Here is a 16,014-nt window from a genome sequence, read left to right on the forward strand (position 1 = left end):
ACGCCGTCTTGCCCCACGACGCTTTGGCCGAGCCGGGAGCTGACATTGGGCGGCTGGGGGCTCGCAAGCGTTGCCGTCCCAGCGCCGTTCGTGCGTCTACGTCAGCCGGGTGCCTCGTGGCATCGTCAAAGCACCAGCGCTTGCGCAAGCTCCTCGGCCTTGCGGTTGGCGGCGGCAAGGTCGCCGTCGATCTTCCGTTCTTCGGTGGAGAACGCCGTCAGCTTGTCTTCCTGCGTTTTGAGAAGGTCGAGATAGCGACGGCCAAGGTCGGTCCCCTGCCCCACGCTTGCAAGATTCTTGCGGATGCGCTCCTGATCGTCGCCGATCTTCTTGCGCTCTCCGTCGATCTCGTCCTTGCGATTGTTCAGCTTCGACAGGGTTTCGACGACGGAGCCGAGCTTCGCGACCGTATCTTTCAGCGCGGGCGTGGCGTTCTCAAGCCCCGAGAGGGTCGCCGCCAGTTCGTCGGGCGAAAGCGATGTGAGCACGACGGTTGTCTGATCCACCCGCTCGCGCGAGAGCGTCGTGCGTGTCGTCTTGCCGGCGGGCGCGTTCACCTTCTGGCGAAGCCGGGTCGCCGTCTCCTCGATATCCTCCGCATCCGCCAGCGCCTTCCAGCCGTCCGCGCGCGGCTCGTCGATCACCACCTCGCGGTCTTCGGTGGCGGGCGGCGTGATGTCGTAATCGATGGCCCAGCGCGACTTCGTCGTCAGCGTCAGTGTGCCTGCAACCGCTTTCCCGAGCCGGATCCGCGTCACGCCATGGTCGATGCGGCGAATGTCGGTGCGCCCGTCGAGCGCGAAGGTCACGAAACGCGTCGCCTCTTTCGGCAGAAGCGGAAGCTGCGCGTCGCCCGCGAAGTTGGCCGCACCGTCGCCGCCCGTTTCAAACGCCGTGATGATGCCGCCCGGCAGCGCCGCAGCGCCGTCATTCGTGAGGCGCACGGCGGCCAGCGGATGGCGTTCGTTCGTGTCCCGCTGATAGATGAAGGTGCGAGTCGCGGCGACATCCGCATCGACGAACGGCACCATCAGCGTGGAGCCGGAGGCGAGCGTCACCTTGCCGGGAAAACGGTAGAGCACCTGAGTGGCGGCTTCTTCGGCCTCAGGTGCCTGCGCGGCGGAGCCGAGAGACTGCGGGGCGTAAAGGTCGGCCTCGCCGTCGGCTTTCTCCATGGCGGCGGCCAAGGCTGGTGCGGGCGCAGCGCGGTAAGCGGGAGCACCCGCGCGCAACGGCTTGCGCACCTCGGCCTCATCCTTCTTCGGCACGATGCGCACGCCGGCCGTGACGGGAATTTCCGGCCGGTCCACGAAGACGGCGGTGTAGAGCTGCTGCTTCAGCGCGACGGGATTGCCCGAAACAAGCGTCAGTTCCACGTCCTTCCAGTCGCCGCCGGTGAGATTTTCGAGCACGCCCCAACCTTGCAGCCGCGCCTTGCCGCCGTCGCTCGGCAGCACGAGCCGGTAGGCGGTCTTCCACACCGGCGCGGCGACCACATAACTGAACGCCGCCGCCTTCGCGTCGCCCGTCAGCGAAATCGAGAGCGTGCGCAGATCCTTCGCGCGGTTGCCGGCGAGACCGGTCAACGCCTTGTCGACCTGCGCGCGCGTCGCGAGATCGGCGAAACGCAGTGCGGTAAGGTCTTCGAGGATCGCCTGAATCATGCCTTTCGGTGTCAGCAGCGTGAGGCGATGACGTTTGACGACGCCCCCATTATTCGGAAGTTGCGCCACCTCGTCTTCGACGCGGAAAATGCGCCCCGTGGCGTTGACGCTGCCTTCGACCTCGACCTCCGCGCCGACGAGCGCATTAAGGAGGGCGGCTTGCGACGAGAGCGCGGACTGATCGAAGGGAAGGTCGCGGAAAAGTTCTGCGAGCGGCGTCTTGCCGGGCAGGCTGACGGCTCCGAGCGTACCGGGCGCGGCGAACAGGGTCAGACTTTTCAGCACATCGTCGACCTGATCGACGCGGACGGGGAGAGACAAGGCCGCGCCGGGCGTTACTTCGCCCGCATGGGTAAACTGAGCCAGCCCGCTTGAAGACAGCACAACGCGCTTCAGCGGCAGTTCCGATGCTTCCGCCATGGTAGAAAGTCCTGCAAAAATTACTGCCACGACTATTGGTTTCATGTTTGCGATCCGCGTAATTGCAGAGAAGAACACGCGGCAAAGTGCTCCGCGAATCGGGTGCGAACGGGGCGAAAAGCTGAACGGAGGGGGCCTTTTGGTGGCTCTCGCGGGACCGCCAGGCGCGATCGTTCGCAGCACGTGAGGCTCAAAGAATTCGATGAGGCGCGGTGCTTTTCGGGGCGTTCTGGTCCGACAGCGACAGCGCCGGATACGAACGGCTCTGGCGGTGAGATCGACATGCGGGAAAGTCGATTCAACCGTGGCTTGCGAAGCCTGACCGCAACGGGGTTGCAAGGCCGGAGCGCGAACACGAGTGTTTCAAAATGCGAAAGTACGCGAGAGCCCGACGGAACGAGCCGTGAAAACGCGCGACAGACGGAAAAAGCGCGGGGGCCGTATCAGGCGCCCGCGCTCAGACTGATTAACTCCGCCGACGCGAGGCTCTCTGGTAGGTGCCTCCTCATAGGGAAACCGCCGTCGCACTTTTCCTGACGCGCTTAGCCGCCGAGGCGCCCGCTGATATGGGACAGCACGAAATAAATGCGCCCTTCTTCCGAAGCCAGCCTCGACTGAACGCTTCCACCGCGCGGGTCGCTGCGGCTCAGATCCTGAAGCATCTTCTCGAAATCGCCGAGGTAGCGTTCGACAATGGAGCGGAAGGTCTTGTCGGTCTCATATCGCCGCAGGACACGGTCGACGACGCCCTGGCCCTGACGGCTGTAGAAACCGCGCTGCTTCAGGATGTCCGTTTCGCCGCGCTTAAGCCGCTGCCACACCTCCATCACGCGGCGCTCGTCGATGCACGCAGCGATGTCGCTCATCGTGAAGTCCGTGCCAGAATCTCCAGCCTGGGGAGCATTGGACGAACGGGGCGCGAAGGAGCCCGGAAGCCCGGCCTGCTCATCCTTGTCGAAGAAGTTGCCATCGTCCTCGGAAGCGCGGGCAAGAAGATCGCCGAGGGTCCAGTTGCCCCGCCGCTCCGCCGCAGGAGGCTCCTGATAAACGGTCTGCACGGGTTGCGGCTGAGGCTGCGGAGGAGGCGGTGCCGGGATAGGATCGGGAAGCGCCTGACGCGCGGGCGGCTGCTCGGGCCAAAGCGCCTTTTCGGATGGCGGCTGGCCGAAATCGTATCCCTGACGCTGGGGTGCGAACGCCTCCTGCTGCGCGGGCAATTGCTGCTGGACCTGCTCGCGCCGGTCGGGCGTGGAGACCGCGCTGGAATACGCATGGCGGTTCGCAAGGTCCGAAAGCGCGTCGAGAGCCGAAAGCTGATCCTGAAGAGCGCGGCGCATCGCGCCAGCGCTCTGCTTGGCGGTTTCCGGCAAGCCTTTCGCGTGGCGCTGAAGCTCGTTCTGCGCCGTTTCGAGATCGACCGCCGCGCGCCGCGTGTTGTCCCGGACCACGCGCGTCGTATCGGAAAACTTTGAGGACAGGGCGGTGAGCTGGCTCGAAACCTGATCCGAAAGCGATGTGAAGTTGGCCTGCAACTCGGATACGGCTTTTTGCGTGTGTTCTTGCGCGTCGGCACGGAGGCGTTCGATTTCGCGGATGGCGACCTGAGACTTTTCCGCCGAGTCCTTGGCAAGAAGTTCCGTCACCTTCCGGGCGCGGAGTTCGGCCTGACTGAGGGACTGCTCCAGCATGTTGGAGTAGCTGTTCATCATGCGGTCGAGTTCGGTCGCGCGAGTCGACAGCGTTTCCATCAACTTGGTGAAGGCGGCCTGCCTGTGCTCCATCATCGTGTCGACTTTTGCGTTCGACATCTCGAAGGTACGGGATGCCGTCGCAAGCGCATTGCCCTGATCCTCGAAGCGCTTCGTCAGACCGCCGAGCTGGGATACGAGGTTCGCCGACACTTCCTTGAGCACACGCGCCTGATTGGACAGCGCTTCAGAGCCGCTGTTCGAGCGCGCCGCAAGTTCCTCGACCGCGCGCTGAATATTCACGGAACTCGTCGTGACCGCGCGCTCGATGGAGGAAGCCTGCCGCGCAAGCATGTGCTCCATCGACCCGGAGTGCTTGTCCAAGGTCTCGCGGATATTCGCCGAGTGCTTGCCGACGGAAGAGTCGAGCGCCTGTGTCCGGGCGGCGAGCGCCTGGTCGAGCTGCTTCGCACGCTCCGACAGATTGACTTCGAAATTATGCGTACGGCGAGAAAGGATCGTCTCAAGACCCTGGATGCGCTCGGCGAGCGTCGTGTCGATCGAGCGCGAATGCTCGCTCAGCACGGTCTGGAGGACGGAGGTCTTGTCGGTAAGCGTCGCGTCGAGCGACTGTGTCTTCTCGGCAAGCGCCGTTTCGAGCGCGGCAAGGTTCCGCGTCGCGCCGTCTATGATGCCGCTAAGGCGCGTCTGCTCCGTGCCGAGCTTTTCGAGGAGCACGGGGATTTCGCGGCCGACGCGCTCGCTCATGCCGATGACCGAGGTCACGAGGCTGTTGCCCTTGGCCGAGATCGCGGCAGCCGTGCGGTCTGAAGTCTCCTGAATGGCGCGGGTGACTTCGAGGCTGGAAATGCGCAGCGCTTCCGCCGCCTGCGCGCCGTGCTTCGTGAGCTGGTCTGTGATCCGCGCCCCGCGCTCGGCGAGCTTCTCGTCGATGGCGGCGCCGGCTGCCGTGACAGCGGCGGTGATCTTCTGGCCGCGGGTTGCGAACGCCTCGGTCATGGTGTTGCTGGCGTGGCCGAGCGACTGCGTCGCCTTTTCGCTGGCGGCCGTGATTTCGCGCGTGACCTGCGAGCCGATGCCGCGCAATGCCTCGCTGACGCGCTCGCTGTTGTTCGCCAGCGCCTCGCGCTCGCTTGCAAGCTCGTTGATGAGGTTGCGAATCCGGTTCTCGTTCTCCGTATAGGACCGTTCGAGCGCCGCGACCTCATTGTGAACGAGGGCTTCCAGTTCGCCGGCGCGGCCAAGCGCACGGGAAATGGCGTCGTTCATCGCCGCAACCTGGCGACGGACCGTCTGACCCAGCGACGCGACTGACTGCTCTGCCATGCGATCCGGCTCAGCAAGCCGCACCGCGACCTCGGTCATGGCGGAGGACATGAGGCGCAATTCCTGCGCGCGCCAGACAAGGATCGCAAGGAACCAGAAGAGCGCGATCGGAATCACGACCGTTGCGATGACCCCGAAAACGGCCGGGTTCGCGATCATTTCAGCCGTTGTCTCGGCGCCCTCGAAGCTTTTCTGAAAGACCGCCCACGACACGAGCATGCCGAGCGCGAACCAGACGCCCGATGCGGCGAGCGCGATCATGAAGGGTGAGCGCGAGGGCCTCTGCTGAAGGGCGTAGATGAGGCCGCCGATGGACGGCATGTCGTCATTGGCCGGCCGAGCGGCGACCCGCTTCGCGCCGGTCGTGCGGGCGGGAGCGTTGGACGAGATATGAACTGTGCTGTCGTCTTGGTCCGGCTGTACGCGGCGCGGCTGGGGCTGCTGGCCGTCCCGGCCCGCGGGCGAGCGTGTGTTGGCGCCCTGAGCAGCTGCATTTTTTTCCAGAGCGTTGCCGCCGGTGACCTTGTCTTTCGCCTCGTCCTCAGGCTTGAGGTCGATGGGCGTCTGAGAGATCGCTTGTTTTTGACTCATCAGGCCGTCCTGACAGCATGTGGTGTGACCGAGATTCCGCCTGCGCCGCAAAAAACACACGTGACGGCGCTACGCATCAACTCCAGGCAGATCGTCATAGCCCCCTCAGACACGCTCACCGAGCGCCGACAAAATCCCATCCAACAGCTTGGCTAACGGACTTTTGAGGCTAAAAAAAGATTACCTGAAGACACGCAGTTTTAATGAAGCATCGAAACTTTTCCACTGAAACAATGCGTATTCATTCAGTGTCATAGTGCGATTCGAGCCGCGGGGATGAAGGCGGAAGCGGCTCGTGCGTGAAAACCACAGGTTTTTTTTTCGGCGGAGGACAACTTCGGGCGCGGTGCGGAGGCGTGACGGTCTCTGCGATTGGCTCCCGGAAAATTCCCCCCATCTCTCCTGCATAGAAGGCTCGCCAAGGGATTTGGGCATGATCAAGGTCACATTCATCGAACATAACGGTACGGTTCACACGGTCGACGGCGAGCCGGGCCAGACGCTGATGGAAACGGCGGTCAAACACACCGTACCCGGCATCGTCGCCGAATGTGGCGGCGCGTGCTCCTGCGCAACCTGTCACGTCTATGTCGACGAGACCTGGAAGGACAAGACCGGCGCGCCCTCCGAGATGGAAGAGGACATGCTCGACTTCGCGTTCGACGTGCGGGCATCGAGCCGCCTCAGCTGTCAGATCCGGCTCAAGCCAGAGCTTGACGGACTCGTCGTGCGCATCCCAGAATTCCAGAACTGATGCAGGGGGGAGAATGGCCTTGGATATGAATGTCGGGCTCGGCGCGGGCGGCGGCGCGGAAATCCGGACGGATGCGCTCATCATCGGCGCGGGGCCTGTCGGCCTTTTCGCCGTGTTTGAACTGGGGCTCGTCGATATCAAGGCGCATGTGATCGACATCCTCGACAAGCCGGGCGGCCAGTGCGCGGAGCTTTACCCCGAGAAGCCGATCTACGACATTCCGGCGCATCCGACGATAACAGGGCAGGCGCTCACGGATCGGCTTCTCGAACAGGCCCGTCCATTTGAACCCACATTCCATTTCGGGCAGCGCGTCGAAGCGCTGAGAAAGACCGATGGCGGCTTCGAGGTGGAAACGGACCTCGGCACCCGGTTTCGCGCAAAGGTGGTTGTGGTCGCGGCGGGCGGAGGCTCGTTTACGCCAAAGCGTCCGCCCCTCCAGGGGATCGAGTCTTACGAAGGTGCATCGGTTTTTTACGCGGTGCGCAAGATCGACGCATTCCGTGACCAGGCAGTTCTGATCGTCGGCGGTGGAGACTCCGCGCTCGACTGGACGCTGAACCTGCAGCCGATCGCGAAGAGCGTGACGCTGATTCACCGGCGCGAAGAGTTTCGCGCCGCCCCCGACTCGGTGAACAGATTGCGCGAGCTTCTCGCCGACGGGTCCGTGCGTTTCATTCAGGGCCAGCTTACGAAGCTGAACGGTGACAACGGCATGCTGCGCTCGGTCACGGTTCGCGGCCCAGTCGGTGGCGTGGAACTCGAATATGAAGTCGAGGCTGAACGGCTCCTGCCATTCTTCGGGCTGACGATGAAGCTCGGCCCCATCGCCAATTGGGGGCTGAACCTCAACGAAAATCAGATCGCCGTCGACACGGCGCGGTTCGAGACGTCGGAGCCTGGCATCTTCGCCATCGGCGACATCAACGCCTATCCCGGCAAGCTGAAGCTCATTCTTTCAGGTTTTCACGAAGCCGCGCTGATGGCGCAGGCCGCGCAGAAGATCGTCTATCCCGACAAGCGATCCGTCTTCCAGTACACCACGTCGTCATCGAGCCTTCAGCGCAAGCTCGGCGTTATCTGACAATGCCCGCGAGCGGCCTCGCGGGCATTGTCGCCTGTTATTTGCTGGACGGATTGTCTATTTTCCCGCCTCGATCTCGGCGAGCGCCTGCCCCGTCAGTTCGAGGATCTTGCGGCGCAAAGCCTTGTCGTCGACGGCAACGCCCTTTGCCTTGAAATCGGTCAGAACTTTCGCGATGACGTCCTCATCGCCCGGTTCCAGAAAGTCGGCGCGGATCACATCCTTGGCGTAGGCATCGGCTTCGGAACCGGAGATCCCCAGTTGCTCGGCCGCCCAGAGGCCGAGATAGCGATTGCGCCGGGCCGTCGCCTTGAAGCGCAGATCCTCGTCGCGGGCGAATTTGGCTTCGAAAGCGTTTTCGCGGTCGTCGAATGTCGTCACGGAAAGAGTCCTCCCTCGGCCACGCTTGCGAGGACTTTAAGACTGCCGCTCGCGAAGCCATCTTTGATGAATGCCTTGCCTGAACACCTTAGCATGGATACCGTTGGTTGGCTCGAAGTCAACATGGCCATCCCATCAATTTCGGAATCGTTCTGGATTTGGGACGCGAGAGCGCGTTTTGCCAGCGGATTTCGTGTGGACGCGTGACAACGCACCAAATATGCGCTTCAAGTACCGACAATGACATCCGCCACGATTATTTCCTTCTTGAGAAGGGGGTCTACTACCATGAACAATCGCCGCCGCCGCATCTACGAAGGAAAGGCGAAGGTTCTCTATGAAGGGCCGGAGCCCGGCACCCTCATCCAGCACTTCAAGGACGACGCGACCGCGTTCAACGCCCAGAAGCATGAGCGCTTCGAAGGCAAGGGCGTGCTGAACAACCGGATTTCCGAGTACATTTTCAGCCGCCTGAACGAGATCGGCGTGCCGACTCATTTCATCCGTCGCCTTAACATGCGCGAGCAACTGATCCGCGAAGTGGAGATCATCCCGCTCGAAGTCGTGGTGCGAAACGTCGTCGCGGGATCGCTCGGCACGCGCCTCGGGCTCGAAGAGGGCATGCAGCTTCCGCGCTCCATCATCGAGTTCTATTACAAGGCCGACAAGCTGAACGATCCGATGGTGACTGAAGAGCACATCACCGCCTTCGGCTGGGCCGCGCCGCAGGAAATCGACGAGATGATGGCGCTCGCGCTTCGAATCAACGATTTCCTTTCCGGTCTGTTCCTCGGCATCGGCATCCGCCTCGTCGACTTCAAGGTCGAGTTCGGCCGCATCTACGATCCCGACGGGCAGGTGCGCATCGTTCTCGCCGACGAGATCAGCCCCGACTGCTGCCGCCTCTGGGACATCGAGACGAAGGACAAGCTCGACAAGGACCGCTTCCGCCGCGACATGGGCGGGCTTCTCGAAGCCTACTCCGAGGTTGCAAGGCGGCTCGGCATTCTTGTCGACAACCCCGCGCCGAAGCCGAAAGGCCCGGTGCTCGTGCAATCGAAGTAGCTAGATATCGATCAATGCCGGAGACGACAATGAAGGCGCGCATTACCGTAACCCTCAAGAACGGCGTGCTCGACCCGCAAGGGCGCGCCATCGCGAACGCGCTTCATTCGCTGGGCTTTGGCGGCGTCGAGGATGTGCGCCAGGGCAAGCTCATCGAAGTGGAGTTGAAGGCGGCGGACGAGGCGGCGGCGCAAACCGAACTCGACGCCATGTGCCGCCAGCTTCTCGCCAACCCCGTGATCGAAAACTACAGGGTCGAACTTCTATGAAGTCTGCCGTCATCGTCTTTCCCGGCTCGAACTGCGATCGCGACGCGGCCGTGACGCTCGAAGCCGTGACGGGCGTGAAGCCCGTCATGGTCTGGCATGGCGACGAGGCCCTGCCGAAAGTCGACCTCATCGTGTTGCCGGGTGGATTCTCCTATGGAGACTATCTGCGCTCGGGCGCGATGGCGGCGCAGTCGCCCATCGTGCGCGCAGTGAAGGCCGAAGCGGAGCGAGGCGTCGCCGTGCTCGGCATATGCAACGGCTTCCAGATCCTGACAGAGACGGGGCTTCTTCCCGGCGCGCTCATGCGCAACAGCGGCCTCAACTTCATCTGCCGCGATGTCGACCTGATAGTGGAGCGCACAGATACGGCCTTCACCAACGCCTACACGCAAGGCGAACGCGTTACGATCCCCATCGCTCACAAGGACGGCTCCTATTTCGCGGAAGACGAGACGCTGGACCGGATCGAGGGAGAAGGACAGGTGGTGTTCCGCTACGCGCCGACCCCCGAAGGCGCAAGCGGAAATCCGAACGGTTCCCGCCGCGACATCGCTGGCCTTATCGACCGCACCGGGCGTATCATGGGGCTCATGCCGCACCCTGAACGCGCAGCCGATGCCGCTTTAGGCGGAATCGATGGCCGTCGCCTGTTCGAATCGCTTACACGGACTTTGAACTAGCGAGTCAAACTTTTGCGTCTTCAAGGGTCAACCGCTCCAGCGAAAGGATCGCCATCATGAGTTTCGACGACGAAGTTGATGAAGTGAAGCGCGAGATGCAGACCGCCAAGCTCGACCCCGAAGCTCGCCGCGAGACCGCCGCGAAGCTCGTCGAGCGTCTGAACGAGCAGATCGCCTCGAAGCGGCTGGACTTCGTCCTCGCCGAGGCCGAGGGCGACCCCATCGTGCAGATCAAGTACAAGCCGGACAGCGAGACGCTCGCCAACGTCTATATCCATGAGGACGGCAGCATCACGTTCCAGGCCGCCGGCATATCCGACGATGCGGATGACGATGACGACGATTCCGGCTATTTCCCCAGCTATGTCGAATACATGGACGAGGAGGAATTCCTCGAAGACGCGTATGACATGCTGAAGGTCGGTTTGGCCGAATATGAACTCGACCGCGAGCAGCGCTCCGTCTGAGCCTGCCATCGCAAGCTACTTCATGGCCGGACGCGTTCCGGCCATGCTGATCGCTCGGGCGGACAGGCCGGGCGATTGTTAGTTGTTGCCGGTCAACCCGTGCGCACGCGCTTCGAGTGCAGGTTGATCTCGTGTTTGGAAGAACGACCTCGCCTCAAGATCGGGCATGCCCGCCAAGCGGGGAGATGGGCCGCGCTCTGAAGTGGCCCGCGACAGGATCATCTCTATGCCCGCCACCCATGACGCCCTCATAGCCACCGAAGAAACGGCCGCCGCTCACCGCATGGGCGCGGACGAATTCCGCCTCGCCTGCGAGAAGCTCGGCCGCGCGCCGAACCTCACCGAACTCGGCATCATTTCGGTGATGTGGTCGGAGCACTGCTCTTACAAGTCGTCGCGCGTGTGGCTGAAGAAGCTGCCGACGACCGGGCCGCACGTCATCTGTGGCCCCGGTGAAAACGCGGGCGTGATCGATATCGGCGACGGACAGGCGATCATCTTCAAGATGGAAAGCCACAACCACCCGTCCTTCATCGAACCTTATCAGGGCGCGGCGACGGGTGTCGGCGGCATCATGCGCGACGTGTTCACCATGGGCGCGCGCCCCATCGCATTGCTGAACGCGCTGCGTTTCGGCGAACCGGACCACCCGAAGACGCGCCATCTCGTGGCGGGCGTCGTGGCCGGCATCGGCGACTACGGCAACTGTATGGGCGTGCCGACCGTGGGCGGCGAGACGAATTTCGACGCGCGCTACAACGGCAATATCCTCGTCAACGCGATGTGTGTCGGCCTCGCGGATGCGAACCGCATCTTCTATTCGGCGGCGGCGGGCGCGGGTAATCCCGTGGTCTATGTCGGCTCGAAGACCGGCCGCGACGGCATCCACGGCGCAACCATGGCTTCCGCGGAGTTCGACGACAATTCGCAGGAGCAGCGCCCCACCGTGCAGGTGGGCGACCCGTTCGCCGAGAAGCTGCTGCTCGAAGCCTGCCTCGAACTCATGGCCGAAGACGCGATCCTCGCCATTCAGGACATGGGCGCGGCTGGCCTGACCTCCTCGTCGGTCGAGATGGCGGCGAAGGGCGGCTCCGGCATCGAGCTGAATCTCGACCTCGTGCCCCAGCGCGAGGAGGGCATGACGGCCTACGAGATGATGCTCTCCGAAAGCCAGGAGCGCATGCTCATGGTGCTGCGCCCCGGCTCGGAGGGCTTGGCCGAACGCATCTTCAGGAAGTGGGAACTCGATTTCGCCGTGATCGGCACGACCACGGACACCGGGCACCTCGTGCTGCGCCACAAGGGCGCAACCGTTGCCGACCTGCCAACCGGCATCCTCGCGGACGAAGCTCCGGTATACAACCGTCCCATTGCGCCGAAGCCCGTGCCCGCCGTCATCCCGTCGGAGAATGTGCCCGCGCCGAACAGCCTCGGCGACGCGCTGGTCGCGCTCATCGGGTCGCCGCATCTGTGCTCGCGCCGCTGGATATGGGAGCAGTACGACCACATGGTCATGGACGATACCGTGGTGCGTCCCGGCTCGGACGCGGCCGTGGTGCGTATCCACGGCACGAACAAGGCCGTCGCGCTTTCGACGGACGTCACGCCGCGCTATTGCTACGCCGACCCGTTCGAGGGCGGCAAGCAGGCCGTCGCGGAGACATGGCGAAACATCACCGCGTCCGGTGGCAAGCCGCTTGCCATCACCGACTGCATGAATTTCGGTAATCCCGAGCGCCCGGAGATCATGGCGGAATTCGCCCGCGCCATCGAGGGGATGGGCGAAGCTTGTCGCGCGCTCGAATATCCCGTCGTGTCCGGCAACGTGTCGCTCTACAATGAAACGAACGGCGAAGGCATCCTGCCCACGCCCGCGATTGGCGGCGTTGGGCTCATCGCCGATGTCTCGCGCGTGGCGACGGTGGCGCTGAAGCCCGGCGACGAGGTCGTGGTGCTGATCGGCGCCGAAACCGGCCATCTCGGACAGTCGCTCTATCAGCAGCACGCAACCGGCCGCGTCGAAGGGGCGCCGCCACCCGTCGATCTCGATGCCGAGAAGCGCGCGGGCGATTTCGTGCGCGGCCTTGTCGAGGCAGGCGTCACGAGCACCGTGCACGATATTTCGGACGGAGGCGCGCTCGTCGCCCTCGCTGAAATGGCAATCGCCGGGCGGCGCGGGCTGACCTATGTTCCAGCCGAAAGCCTCGCGCCCCATGCCGCCGCCTTTGGCGAAGAGCAGGGCCGCTATCTCGTCGGCCTGTCTCGCAAGGAAGCCGAGCGCGTCCTCACCGATGCGAAGACCGGCGGTATATCCGCGCGCGTCGTGGCCGAAATTGGCGGCGATGCCATCGTGATCGGCGGAGAAAAGCCGGTGCCGCTCGCCGAGCTTCGCCGCGCGCACGAAGAGTGGCTGCCCACCTATATGAGCGGGAAGCGGTAGGGACGCGTTGTTGCGAAGCACGCGCTTCATGCCGATCGCAAGATGGGCGCTTGCGCGGTAAGCCTCGGTTTCATCAGAAGATCGGGCTTGGGCAACGGCAGCGGCGGGAGCGGATTTCCGGCAAGACGCGACAAAGCCAGGGCAAGATCGTGCCCTCGATTCCCGGAAAGGCGGATCGGTTCCGCCTTCCGGCAAGAGTGCGGGGCAATCGGCCTGCCGGGAAGCCATGTGACTGGGGGGCCCCAAGCCCGTGCCGGTCAGCGGCGGCTCATCAGGCAGACGCTTCCGGCTGAAGGGCACATCTCTGAAAAGCTGTGTGTGTCTCGACGCGAACGGCCTTCCCGCAAGAGCCGCCAGACCTTCCGCTTGCTACCGGCAGAAGTGGGCGCATTGAAAAAGCGCAAGGGCACCCAGAGCTATCGCCGGCAGGCTCCCGCGCAGGGCGAACGACGCGCCGCGAAAGCCTCAAGACATCATCATCTGTTATAAGAATGGTCGGAGTGGAGTGATTCGAACACTCGACCCCCTCGTCCCGAACGAGGTGCGCTACCAGGCTGCGCTACACTCCGACATGATCGCATCGATGCGATGCGAAAGGCAGGGCGTCCGGTCGTCCCGAACGCGTTTGCCGTATATACCCGCCTCGCTGCCGTATCGCAAGCGCTGAAAAGGCGTTTGTTTCAATTTCTTGAACGCGGCCTTGTCGCGCGTTTCTGCTGTCCTGTCGGAGACGTCGTGTAACTCGCCCCCCGGCGACATGTCGAGCATCACGCTGTTCAGAAGCGGGCAGACACAAAGCGCACGACGCGCTAGCAAAGGAGGGCTGGCCGCGCCATGGAGGCGAGCCGGGACGTGTTCTTCTCTCGGGCGGCCATCTTCACCTTGGCCGCGTAAATCGCGAGGCAGTCGGAAAATTCGGAGGCTTTTTCTGGCGAAAGCTGAATGAAAGCGAGTGCCTCTCCGTCGCGATCCTCGATCTGGATGGTAATCTTCTTGTCGGCATCCTCCGCCCAAGCCCGAATGACCGCCGGTTCGCGCTTCGAGTGATCCTTTTTCATACTGCTTCCCCTTTACGAGTACCTGTGCCGACCAGCCCGATGCCCGGCCACACGCAAAAGTAAGCAAAGAATGTGCCCATTCCACGTCAAAGCGTTAACCAACGTCTCATTTCGATCAAGGGCGGAAAGGGGGACGACACTTGGCGAAGCCGCATCGAGAAAGCTCATGCGACTTCCGCCAGATCGCATCAGTTGCCGCTGTAGAAGGGATTCGACGGAACCGAATTCGCGGCGTTCTGCACGGTTTGCGTGGCAGCGCGCGAGCCTTCCTTAACCGTCTTGACCGTCAATTCGCGCAGTTCCTCCAACTGACGGCTGAACGCTTCCATCTGATCGCGGAGATGGGCGTTTTGCAGTTCGACGATCTCGCTCAGATGTTTCGCATCGGTCAGCTTGAGCGCGAGGCTGAAATTCGCATCGGCGTTCTGGCGGGTGAAGGCCGCGATCCTTTCGTTAAGCTGCTTGAGGCCATCGGCGGCGGGAACGGACGACGTGTCCACACCCTGAATAAGCTTTTCGCTCGACGCTGCGAACGTGTCGAACGCCTTCTGCGCCTGCTCGATGCTCGTCTTGAGAATGCTGCGAACGGAATCGGGAAGTTCGCCGAAATTGGGTGTATCGGTCATGTTCGTTCTCCCTTTGATTTGCCCGGCGAAGTCGAAACGGGTTAATTGCCGTATTCCGCAATGCGCGCGGATACGGTTAATATCCTGAATATTGAAGATATGCGGCAATTTAGCAAGCGCTCGCGGTGCTTTCTTTGGCGCGGGCGGCAAATTCTTCGTGTCGCGTTTCAGACGCGTCCCTCGCGCGGGACCGGGACATTATGGGCGAAAGCCGACGTCGGCGGCTTCACCGATCAACCGATCCGGGACCTCCATTGCTTAGAAGTCGGAACGCTGGAAGGTGCCCGCTTATCACCTCAGCCGGACGGGCGCGTTTCGCTTGCCTGACGGCGCACACGCCCCGGCGATTGTCATTTTAAACCATTAAGCGGGCGATACCGGAGCGTTGTCGCTCTGTGGCAACTTGGTACTGGGCTCTGGCTATTGGACCTTTTTGCCCTTCTCGTCGTCGTCCTTCGTCGTACCGATGGCGCGAGAGACCCAGTCCGGACGGCAACGGGTGTCCTGATTCACGTTCTTGTTGAACCTGTCGATGTTGCCCTTGTCGTCTGTCCATTCACCGTTGCGGCAATATTCCTTGCGCTTGGCTTCGGCGTCTTTCTTGGCCTGCTTCTTGGCTTCTTCGGGATCGGTAGGCCATGCCTGCGCGGCGGCCATCTGCGGCGCTTCGCCCGGAACGGGCAGCGGCGCATGGGCCGGCGGCATGACGAGGGGAGCGCGTTCCTGAAGGTTCGGCTCGGGCGCCGGCTTGCCCATCAGGGTTTCCTTGACGTTCACGCCGGCCGCGTCGAGCAGGGGCGCGTTAATTTCGAGATCCGGCCCGCCATCGCAGCCAGCCAGAACCACGGCAAGCGCAAACGCCGCCGACACGCCAATCACGCTTTTTCGCGATGCGAACATGGTTTGCCGCCCCCGATTCCCGTCCAAACCGAGCGTTAGGCTTGGTTTCCGGCTTCTTTATGGCTTGATTTTAACGAGTCGTAAAGGAGCCCTCCGACGCCCGCCACGATGGCGATGTCGGCGAGGTTGAAGACATACCAGCTGAACGAGCCCATGTGGAAATGGAAGAAGTCCGCGACTGCGCCATACTGCATCCGGTCGATGGCGTTGCCGAGCGCACCGCCCATGATAAGGCCGACCGCCACTGCCGAAAGCCGTGTCTGCATGTGCGCCAGCCAGAGGAAGAGCGCGAGCGTCGCGGCAAGCGCGAACCCGATCAGAAGCCATTGGCCGGCGGCGGCGTCCTGCTTGAAAAGCCCATAGGACACGCCGCGATTCCACACGAGCACGATGTCGAAAAACGGCGCGACGACAACTTTCGCGGTCTCTCCAGTCTGAAAGAAGGCGATCGTCCACGCCTTCTGAACCTGATCCACGAGAAGGGTTGCGGCGGCGAAGATGAGGCCTGTCAGGCTATATGATCCCCAGATTCTCATCGGTGCCTCGAAGACCTGATGCAGCAGACGAAGCCTCTCTAGCC

General features: G+C 62.8%; 14 protein-coding genes and 1 tRNA gene. 7 read left to right on the forward strand and 8 right to left on the reverse strand.

Annotated elements, in window-relative coordinates; all coding sequences use genetic code 11:
* Positions 1-125: 125 nt before the first annotated feature.
* Both EK416_RS05080 and EK416_RS05085 read right to left on the reverse strand, forming a co-directional pair.
* Positions 126-2,084, reverse strand: a complete 1,959-nt coding sequence (locus tag EK416_RS05080; RefSeq protein ID WP_127076426.1) for a DUF4139 domain-containing protein — start codon at positions 2,082-2,084, stop codon at positions 126-128.
* Positions 2,085-2,626: 542 nt separating this feature from the next.
* Entirely contained in the window at positions 2,627-5,710 is a 3,084-nt protein-coding gene (locus EK416_RS05085) for a hypothetical protein (protein WP_127076427.1), read from the reverse strand.
* 433 nt (positions 5,711-6,143) lie between these two features.
* Between EK416_RS05085 and EK416_RS05090 the strand changes: the two genes are divergently transcribed.
* Positions 6,144-6,464, forward strand: a complete 321-nt coding sequence (locus EK416_RS05090) for a 2Fe-2S iron-sulfur cluster-binding protein (protein WP_127076428.1) — start codon at positions 6,144-6,146, stop codon at positions 6,462-6,464.
* A gap of 13 nt (positions 6,465-6,477) precedes the next feature.
* Positions 6,478-7,548 (forward strand): NAD(P)/FAD-dependent oxidoreductase, encoded by a 1,071-nt coding sequence (locus EK416_RS05095; protein ID WP_127076429.1) that lies wholly within the window; start codon positions 6,478-6,480, stop codon positions 7,546-7,548.
* Between the two features lie 57 nt (positions 7,549-7,605).
* Here the strand turns inward: EK416_RS05095 and EK416_RS05100 are convergent, their stop codons facing one another.
* Positions 7,606-7,929 carry a DUF1476 domain-containing protein gene (locus EK416_RS05100; RefSeq protein ID WP_127076430.1) on the reverse strand — a complete coding sequence of 108 codons (324 nt, stop codon included), beginning with the start codon at positions 7,927-7,929 and terminating at the stop codon, positions 7,606-7,608.
* A 288-nt stretch (positions 7,930-8,217) separates the two neighbouring features.
* On the opposite strand from EK416_RS05100, the gene purC reads away from it, so the two are divergent.
* The 5 genes from purC to purL all read left to right on the forward strand — a co-directional run bounded on the left by purC (position 8,218) and on the right by purL (position 12,850).
* Positions 8,218-8,994 (forward strand): phosphoribosylaminoimidazolesuccinocarboxamide synthase, encoded by a 777-nt coding sequence (gene purC / locus EK416_RS05105; protein WP_127076431.1) that lies wholly within the window; start codon positions 8,218-8,220, stop codon positions 8,992-8,994.
* Positions 8,995-9,023: 29 nt separating this feature from the next.
* Positions 9,024-9,263 (forward strand): phosphoribosylformylglycinamidine synthase subunit PurS, encoded by a 240-nt coding sequence (gene purS / locus EK416_RS05110; protein ID WP_127076432.1) that lies wholly within the window; start codon positions 9,024-9,026, stop codon positions 9,261-9,263.
* Entirely contained in the window at positions 9,260-9,943 is a 684-nt protein-coding gene (gene purQ, locus EK416_RS05115) for a phosphoribosylformylglycinamidine synthase subunit PurQ (RefSeq protein ID WP_127076433.1), read from the forward strand. Before purS ends, purQ begins: the two co-directional genes overlap by 4 nt.
* 56 nt (positions 9,944-9,999) lie before the next feature.
* Positions 10,000-10,410 (forward strand): hypothetical protein, encoded by a 411-nt coding sequence (locus EK416_RS05120; RefSeq protein WP_127076434.1) that lies wholly within the window; start codon positions 10,000-10,002, stop codon positions 10,408-10,410.
* 226 nt (positions 10,411-10,636) lie between these two features.
* Positions 10,637-12,850, forward strand: a complete 2,214-nt coding sequence (purL, locus tag EK416_RS05125; RefSeq protein WP_127076435.1) for a phosphoribosylformylglycinamidine synthase subunit PurL — start codon at positions 10,637-10,639, stop codon at positions 12,848-12,850.
* 492 nt (positions 12,851-13,342) lie between these two features.
* Here purL and EK416_RS05130 read toward each other — a convergent pair.
* The 5 genes from EK416_RS05130 to lspA all read right to left on the reverse strand — a co-directional run bounded on the left by EK416_RS05130 (position 13,343) and on the right by lspA (position 15,970).
* Positions 13,343-13,419, reverse strand: a tRNA-Pro gene (locus tag EK416_RS05130).
* 240 nt (positions 13,420-13,659) lie between these two features.
* Entirely contained in the window at positions 13,660-13,908 is a 249-nt protein-coding gene (locus tag EK416_RS05135) for a hypothetical protein (RefSeq protein WP_127076436.1), read from the reverse strand.
* A 188-nt stretch (positions 13,909-14,096) separates the two neighbouring features.
* A complete protein-coding gene (locus tag EK416_RS05140) occupies positions 14,097-14,534 on the reverse strand; it encodes a phasin family protein (RefSeq protein ID WP_127076437.1) in 438 nt (145 codons plus the stop codon).
* A 420-nt stretch (positions 14,535-14,954) separates the two neighbouring features.
* Complete coding sequence (locus EK416_RS05145) at positions 14,955-15,434, reverse strand: hypothetical protein (protein WP_127076438.1); 480 nt, start codon at positions 15,432-15,434, stop codon at positions 14,955-14,957.
* Positions 15,435-15,469: 35 nt separating this feature from the next.
* Positions 15,470-15,970: a signal peptidase II gene (gene lspA / locus EK416_RS05150; RefSeq protein ID WP_127076439.1), complete on the reverse strand. Its 501-nt coding sequence runs from the start codon at positions 15,968-15,970 to the stop codon at positions 15,470-15,472.
* Positions 15,971-16,014: the final 44 nt, after the last annotated feature.

It is taken from the genome of Rhodomicrobium lacus (genome assembly GCF_003992725.1).
Classification (GTDB): Bacteria; Pseudomonadota; Alphaproteobacteria; order Rhizobiales; family Rhodomicrobiaceae; genus Rhodomicrobium; species Rhodomicrobium lacus.